Origin of the sequence: Mesorhizobium sp. M6A.T.Ce.TU.002.03.1.1 (genome assembly GCF_003997275.1) — a bacterium.
GTDB classification, from domain to species: Bacteria; Pseudomonadota; Alphaproteobacteria; order Rhizobiales; family Rhizobiaceae; genus Mesorhizobium; species Mesorhizobium mediterraneum.
In genome coordinates, this window is sequence record NZ_RZTI01000046.1 from 34,130 (window position 1) to 41,485 (window position 7,356).

Annotated in this window: 8 protein-coding genes; 5 read left to right on the plus strand and 3 right to left on the minus strand. The window is 63.7% G+C overall.

The genetic code is table 11. The features are described from left to right. Positions 1–171 precede the first annotated feature (171 nt). On the plus strand, positions 172–1,077 hold the full coding sequence (locus tag EOC93_RS15850) for a dienelactone hydrolase family protein (protein ID WP_127205081.1): 906 nt from the start codon (positions 172–174) through the stop codon (positions 1,075–1,077). Here EOC93_RS15850 and EOC93_RS15855 read toward each other — a convergent pair whose 3' ends face one another. After that, positions 1,078–1,983 carry a DMT family transporter gene (locus tag EOC93_RS15855; RefSeq protein ID WP_095483363.1) on the minus strand — a complete coding sequence of 302 codons (906 nt, stop codon included), beginning with the start codon at positions 1,981–1,983 and terminating at the stop codon, positions 1,078–1,080. It lies immediately after the preceding gene. An 89-nt stretch (positions 1,984–2,072) separates the two neighbouring features. On the opposite strand from EOC93_RS15855, the gene EOC93_RS15860 reads away from it, so the two are divergent. Beyond that, the gene (locus EOC93_RS15860) at positions 2,073–2,552 is read left to right on the plus strand and encodes an Lrp/AsnC family transcriptional regulator (protein ID WP_127205082.1); all 480 of its coding nucleotides are present in this window, start codon (positions 2,073–2,075) and stop codon (positions 2,550–2,552) included. A gap of 41 nt (positions 2,553–2,593) precedes the next feature. Here EOC93_RS15860 and EOC93_RS15865 read toward each other — a convergent pair whose 3' ends face one another. Together EOC93_RS15865 and EOC93_RS15870 are read right to left on the minus strand one after the other, a co-directional pair. Continuing rightward, positions 2,594–2,791, minus strand: coding sequence for a hypothetical protein (locus EOC93_RS15865; RefSeq protein WP_006335908.1), 198 nt, complete (start codon positions 2,789–2,791; stop codon positions 2,594–2,596). Between the two features lie 250 nt (positions 2,792–3,041). Next, a complete protein-coding gene (locus EOC93_RS15870; protein ID WP_127205083.1) occupies positions 3,042–3,530 on the minus strand; it encodes a thioesterase family protein in 489 nt (162 codons plus the stop codon). 98 nt (positions 3,531–3,628) lie between these two features. Here EOC93_RS15870 and EOC93_RS15875 point away from each other — a divergent pair, with 98 nt between their 5' ends. The 3 genes from EOC93_RS15875 to EOC93_RS15885 all read left to right on the plus strand — a co-directional run. Next, on the plus strand, positions 3,629–5,041 hold the full coding sequence (locus EOC93_RS15875; RefSeq protein WP_126105921.1) for an FAD-linked oxidase C-terminal domain-containing protein: 1,413 nt from the start codon (positions 3,629–3,631) through the stop codon (positions 5,039–5,041). 105 nt (positions 5,042–5,146) lie between these two features. Beyond that, on the plus strand, positions 5,147–5,668 hold the full coding sequence (locus tag EOC93_RS15880) for a hypothetical protein (protein WP_127205084.1): 522 nt from the start codon (positions 5,147–5,149) through the stop codon (positions 5,666–5,668). Positions 5,669–5,784: 116 nt separating this feature from the next. After that, a partial coding sequence (locus EOC93_RS15885; RefSeq protein WP_127205085.1) for an AsmA family protein occupies positions 5,785–7,356 on the plus strand: 1,572 nt, incomplete at its 3' end.

A 7,356-nucleotide genomic window follows, 5' to 3' on the forward strand; every position in this document is an offset into this window, starting at 1 on the left:
CCCCTTGGGCATCCTAAGGAAAACGCTCCGGCGGTCCATAGCTAATGCAGGCCGACCGACATTGTGGAGCGCGCTGCGTGCTGGGACCTCACTCATCCGTGACTGGATCATGCCGGCTTCTACCCTATGTTGCGCGGCGGGAGTATTTCCAGAAGCCGAGGAGAGCGCGCCATGACGAAACCGAGCCCTGCCAGCCCAGCCGTCACGAGACCCGCCATTACCCAGGCGATGATCGACGCCTATGATGAATACACGCATCTGACGCTCGACCGGCGGCGCTTCATGGAACGGTTGACCAGGCTTGCCGGATCAGGTGCGGCGGCCGCCGCAATCGCACCACTGCTGGCGGCGAATTCAGCCCGGGCGGCGATCGTTGCCGAGGACGATTCACGCGTGACGGGCGAGGACATCAGCTATCCCGGCAGCGGTGGCGAGATGAAGGGCTATCTGGTCAAGCCAGCCGGCCAATCCGGCAAGCTCGGCACCGTCATCGTCGTGCATGAGAACAGAGGGCTCAACCCGCATATACGCGATGTGGCGCGGCGCGTGGCGCTGGAAGGGTTCGTGGCGCTCGCCCCGGACTTCCTGTCGCCGCTCGGCGGCACGCCGGCCGACGAAGACAAGGCGCGTGACCAGTTTTCCAAGCTCGATCCGGCGCAGACCACCGCCAATGCGGTCGCAACGGTCGCTTTCCTCAAGAGCTACGCGGATGGCAACGGCAAGGTCGGCGCGGTCGGCTTCTGCTGGGGCGGCGGCACGGTGAACACACTGGCTGCCAACACGCCGGATTTGGCTGCCGCCGTCGCCTATTACGGGATGCAGCCGAAGGCCGAGGATGTGCCGAAGATCAAGGCGGCGCTGCTGCTGCATTATGCCGGGCTCGACACCCGCATCAATGCCGGTATCGACGCCTTCAAGAAGGAACTCGATGCAGCCAAGATCGAGTACACGGTCTATGTCTATGAAGGTGCCAATCATGCCTTCAACAACGACACATCCGCGGCCCGCTACGACAAGAACGCGGCGGACCTCGCCTGGGGCCGGACGAGCACCTTCCTCAGGGAAAAGCTGGCCTGATCAGACATTTGCCGGTTTGTGGAAAGCGACGCCGGCCACCACCAGCGCGATGCCGAGGCAATCGATGGGGCTGGGTATCTGGCGGAGCACAATGACGCCGATCAGCGTGGCGGTGACCGGCAGCAACGACAGCATCAGCGCGAAGCTCGATCGCGGCAGCCGCGACATGGCAAGCTGGTCGCAGATATAGGGGATGACCGACGAGCAGATGCCGACGCCGATGGCGGCGATGAGCAGTGGCGGGGCCGAGAAAGCCGGCAACGCATCGCTGAAGCCTATCGGCAGCACGATGAGGAAGGCCACCGCCATGGCGGCACCAAGGCCGGCGATGCCGTCGCCAGCGCCGGCGCGGGCGACGCGATGGCCAAGCACGATGTAGCCAACGAACAGGGCGCCGTTGAGGAAGGCCCAGAACAGGCCGATCGGGTCGCTCGACCATTTGACGTCGATCAGCAGCAAGGTGCCGATGACCGCAACGGCAAGCGCGCCGAGATTGCGCGGGCTTCTGACGCCGACCAGCGCGACACCGATGGTGCCGACGAATTCGATCGCCGCGACCAGCGAGATCGGCAACCGGTCGAGCGCCAGGTAGAAGGAGCAATTCATCACGCCCAGACAAGCACCAAAGGCCAGAAGCAACAGTCGTGTCGGCCGGTCGGCGCGGGCAAAGACCGTCCACGGCCGGGTCATTGGCGCGAAGACCAGGGCGGCCGTGACGATGCGCAGCCAGGCCATGCCGAGCACGCCGACATGCGGGAAAAGCAGCACGGCGAAAGCCGGCCCGAGATAATGGAACACGGCGCTGACACCAAACCAGACATGCGGCGGCAGCGAGGTCGCCAGCTTGCCAAAGGCAGGGCCGGCGAGGGCAGGGCTTGCCGCGGGGGCTTGCGCTGAATCATCCATTGGATCACTATCGCAGGCTTTCTTTCCGGTTTATATGGATAATGATCAACCAAAGAGACCATTGATCTTCCAATGCCAAGGATTTTTCGTTGAAACGCCTTCGAAACGAAAATGCCGACCTGGATGCGGCGGATCTGAAAATCCTGCGCCTATTGGAAAAGGATGCGCGCACCAGCACGGCTGAACTGGCGCGCTCGGTCGGCCTGTCGGCGCCGAGCGTGGCCGAGCGCATCCGGCGGCTGCAGGAGAGCGGCGTGATCGAGGCCTACACGGTGCGGATCAATCCGGCCGCGCTCGGCATGAAACTATCGGCATGGCTGCGGATCAGGCCGGTGCCCGGGCAACTGGCTGTGGTGGCCGAGATCATCCGCGATTTGCCGGAAATCGCCCAGTGCGACCGGGTGACCGGCGAGGACTGTTTCATCGCGCTGGCGCATGTCGGCTCGGTGGCCGAGCTCGAACGGGTGATCGACCGCATCATTCCGTTTGCGATGACCAACACCGCGATTATTCAGTCGTCACCGGTGGTGGCGCGTTCGCCGCTGGGAGCGCTTAAGGAGTCGGCTTGATTCTCAGGGAAGGGCAATGCTGGCCTCGGCGTGACCTCCGATCAGGCGTGCCCGCGTTTCATCCGCGCTTGCTTCAGTATGGCGCGCCAGCGGATCATGGCGAAAGGGATCGGCTCGTTGTTGTTGGCGATGTGAAAGATCTCGTTGTTGAGGTTCTTCAGTGAGCGCCAGAAGTCATAGTCGCTAATGCGTGGGTCGGCCGCTAGCCTGTCCGCCTCGACCTTGATGTCGGTTTTCATGCACGTTCCCCGAACCGCTTCCGCCCAGCCGCCCGTATCGCAACTCGATAGGGACGGTTCTCGACCGCCGTGCTGAGTCGTTCAACGCCTCAATTCGGCTTGTTCACGTTAAAACCTCGGTAAGGTTAACGGCGGTCGGGTCGCGGTTCAAGCCGGCTTACAACGAATGGCTGTCAGTCAACAGCGGATAGTGGCTTTAGGGCAACGACACGCATGAAAACAATGGCTTAGCATTGCCCTCGGAACACTTTTAACCGCGGCGCGCCTTGATACCGATCGAACGGCCGGCGCGCTCCGGCATCGGCAGCGCGGCATGAGCGGCGCGCATGGCCTCGATCTTGGCCAGCACATCGGCCGGAAAGGGCGCCACTTTCGGTCCAGACATGTCAACATGGAGCGACAGCGATTCGGAAGTAGCAGCGAGCCAACCGTCGACATGGCGGATTTCCTGATAGGCTCTCAGCCGCTTTTCGTCGTGATCGAGGAGCTGGAAGGAGACTATGACCTTGTGGTCGAGATGCAGCTCCCTGACATAGAAGACATGGACTTCGGCCGTGTAGATGGTCAGCCGCCGCTGCTTCACATACTCCTCCATCCCCATTCCCATCATTTCGAACGCTTTGTCGGAGCAGCGATCGAACAGCACGTTGTAATAGGCCATGTTGAGATGGCCGTTGTAGTCGATCCAGTCCTTTTCGATGGCCATGGCACGAGAGACGAAGGGGGCGGGGATGGGCATCGAAAACTTCCTTCTCGCTGGACAGAGCGTGGTCGGTGAGACTACGCATCCATAAACGAATAACGAGAGTGGGCGCTGGTCCATTCGCGGAGGAATCGATGGCTCTGAGCGACCTCAATCCGGTCGAGCGCAATGAAGAAGGGATCGCCGCGGTGCTCGGCATCCTCAAGCAGCGGCTGGGTGAGCGGTTCCAGACCGGCGAGGCGATCCGCGCGCAGCACGCGCATACCACCACCTATATCCCGACCCAGGCGCCGGATGGCGTAGCGTTTCCGGAGACGACGGCGGAGGTGCAGGAGATCGTGCGCGCCTGCGCAGCGCACCGCGTGCCGGTGATCGCCTTCGGCGTCGGCTCCTCGCTGGAGGGCCACACCAACGCGCCGGGCGGCGGCATCTCGCTGGACACGTCGCGGATGAACCGCATCCTCGCGGTCAACCCGCAGGATCTCGACTGCACGGTCGAGCCCGGCGTGACGCGCGAGGATCTCAACCGGCACCTGCGCGACACCGGCCTGTTCTTCCCGATCGATCCGGGCGCGAATGCGTCGCTCGGCGGCATGGCGGCGACGCGGGCGTCGGGCACCAATGCGGTGCGCTACGGCACGATGCGCGAGAATGTGTTGTCGCTGACGGCGGTGATGGCCGACGGCGAGACGGTGACGACCGGCAAGCGCGCAAAAAAGAGTTCGGCCGGTTACGATTTGACGCGGCTCCTGATCGGCTCGGAAGGCACGCTCGGCATCATCACCCAGCTGACCCTGAAGCTGCAGGGCATTCCGCAGGCGATTTCCGGCGGCGTCTGCCCGTTTCCCAGCGTCGAGGCGGCCTGCAACGCTGTGATCGCGACGATCCAGATGGGCATTCCGGTGGCGCGCATCGAACTGGTCAACGCGCTGCAGATGCGGGCGATGAAGAGCTATTCGAAACTCGACTATCCCGAAAGCCCGTGCCTGTTCGTCGAGTTCCATGGCAGCGACGCCGGCGTTGCCGAGCAGGCCGAGACCTTCGGCATGATCGCCGAAGAATATGGCGGCGGACCATTCCTGTGGACCAGTGTCGCCGAGGAGCGAACGAAGCTGTGGAAGGCCAGGCACGACGCCTATTGGTCGTCGCTGACGCTGCGGCCGGGCGCCAAGGGGCTGTCGACCGACGTCTGCGTGCCGATCTCGCGCTTTGCCGAATGCGTCACGCAAACCGAGGCCGACATTGCCGAAATGGGACTGATCGCGCCGATCGTCGGCCATGCCGGTGACGGCAATTTCCATGTGCTGGTGCTGATGGACGCGGACGATCCGAAGGAAATCGCGGCGACGGAAGAGTTTGTCGCGCGGCTGAACATGCGGGCGATAGGCATGGATGGAACCTGCACCGGCGAGCACGGCATCGGACAGGGCAAGGTCGGCTTCCTGCGCCATGAGCTCGGCCACAGCGTCGACATCATGCGCACGATCAAGCAAGCGCTCGACCCGCTGAATATCATGAACCCTGGGAAGATACTGCCGGCCGCATAGTGGACGAAGATCAAATGGTGCTCGGCTTGACCGCACCACCATTTGGACCGAGGCTCCAAGGACATGAGGTTTTGAGGCAGGCGTCACAGACGGAGGAATGGTGTCATGGCGATTTCACGCAAGGAAGAGGCTCGAGCGCTAAGCGCCGACGAACATGCTTTCGTCGAGAAGTCGCACCATCCGGCGGTGCAGGATCTTGCCGACGCCGAGCTTTCCGGCCTGGTCAAGCTGTTGCGGGAGCGGCGCGACAAGGCGCAGGGCGAGGCGCATCGGCGCCGCCGCGAGATACGCGGCAAGGGTGCGCCAAAAGGAGCTGCCGCCTCAAAGGCCGACGGTGGCTCGCAGCTGAAGCTCGAGGTTCTGGCGATGGCCATGCGGCGGCTCAATGGCGAGGCCGAACGCCGCCGCCAGTTGGCGGCGCGTGTTTCGCTGGTCGACAATGCACGCAAGGCGCTGTCCATGAAGCAAGGCGCTGCGGCAGACGGTCCTGAGTTCAACACGCGCACCGCGCACAAAGGCATGCGGGCGGTGGTGAACCAGAGGGCGCCGAACCTGGTTCGTCCGATGGAACTCGGCCGACAGCGCAAGGCGGCCAAGGTGGCGCAGGCAAAGCGCGACGCTCGCTGAGTTTTCTTGGCTACCATCTTTTGCTCTAGAAGCCTGTCGGCCGGGAAATTGCCACTTTATCGACACGCGGATGCGGGTAGAGTGCGGCTGATTTTCAATCAACTGCTTCGGAGCTGATGCTCGCACGCCTGTTCGTGATCTTCGGTGGCCTTTTCGTGCTGGTGCTGTGTGCGGCGCTGGTGGTGCCGTACTTTATCGACTGGACGGGCTACCGTGCCGATTTCGAGCGCGAGGCGAGCGCCATTCTGGGCCGCAAGGTAACCGTTCAGGGCGATGCGACGGCGAGGCTGCTGCCGTTTCCCTCGGTGACCTTTTCGAACGTCACTGTTGCCGGCGGTCCTGCCGGCCAGCCGGCAATGACCGTCGAGACTTTTTCGATGGATGCGGAACTGGCGCCCTTCCTGAGCGGTGAGGTGCTGATCTTCGACATGCGGCTGGTGCGGCCGAAGGCGACGATCGACATTGCCGCCGACGGCACTGTCGACTGGACGATGCGCCCGTCGTCGCCCTTCGATCCCGGCCAGATCTCGATCGAGAAGCTGACGGTGACGGACGGAGAGATCGCGCTGCGCCATGCCGCCGGCGGGCGCAGCCATCTCATTTCCGAGATCAATTCGACGATCTCTGCCAAATCGCTGGCCGGGCCTTGGCGGATGGACGGCTCGCTGCGGCTCGACGGACTGCGCAGCACCGTCATCGCGTCCACAGGCAGGGCCGGCGGCGACGGGCAGATGCGGCTCAGGCTCAAGGCCGATCCGGATGCCTATCCGCTGGTCGTCGAGGCCGACGGCAATGCCGGTATCGTCAACGGCGCCGCGATCTATTCGGGCCAGTTCAAGGTCGCAGGTTCTGACAAGAATGGCGCCGACAAGAGTTCGGCGCTGATTGATGGCGCGGACGGTGGGACGATAAAGGCCAGCGCCGGCAAGCCAGAGCCGGGATTCAGGCTGAATGGCAAATTCTCGCTCGACCACCGGAAGCTTGGTGTCGATGAATTCCGCTTCGAGACCGGGCCGCTCGACAATCCTTACACCGCCGACGGCAAGGCTGCCGTCGAGCTTGGGCCGAACCCTCGCTTTTCGATCGAGGCCAATGGCGCGCAGGTGCAGTTCGATGAGGCGGTTGGTGCCGCGGCCGGCACTGGGCTGACGCTGTCGGCGCGTGTCGCGGCGTTGGAGCAGGCGCTGCTCGATTTGCCGAAGCCGACCATACCGGGCACCGTCGAGGTGAAGCTGCCGGCGGTGGTGGCCGGCGACACGACGGTTCGCGACGTCCGCCTTTCCGCCGAGCCGGCCGATGCCGGCTGGTCGGTGAAGTCGCTGGCCGCGACGCTGCCCGGCCGCGCTAGGCTGGAAGCAAACGGCATGCTTAGCGTCGAGGATCATTTCGGCTTCACCGGCTCGCTGCTTCTGGCCGTGGCGCAGCCTTCCGGCTTTGCCGCCTGGCTGTCGAAGGATGTCGACGAGGCGATCCGCCGGCTGCCGGCTGCCGGCTTCAAGGCCAAGGTCGACCTGACCGGTAAGCGCCAGGCCTTCAGCGACCTCGAGCTCGTTCTCGGCAAGGCGAAATTTTCGGGCCGCATCGATTCCAGCCAGCCCGACGATGCCAGGCCGTCGGTGCTGATGCGGCTCGAAGGCGGCGAGCTCGATGTCGACGGCCTCGCCGCCTTCGCCTCGATCTTCATCAGC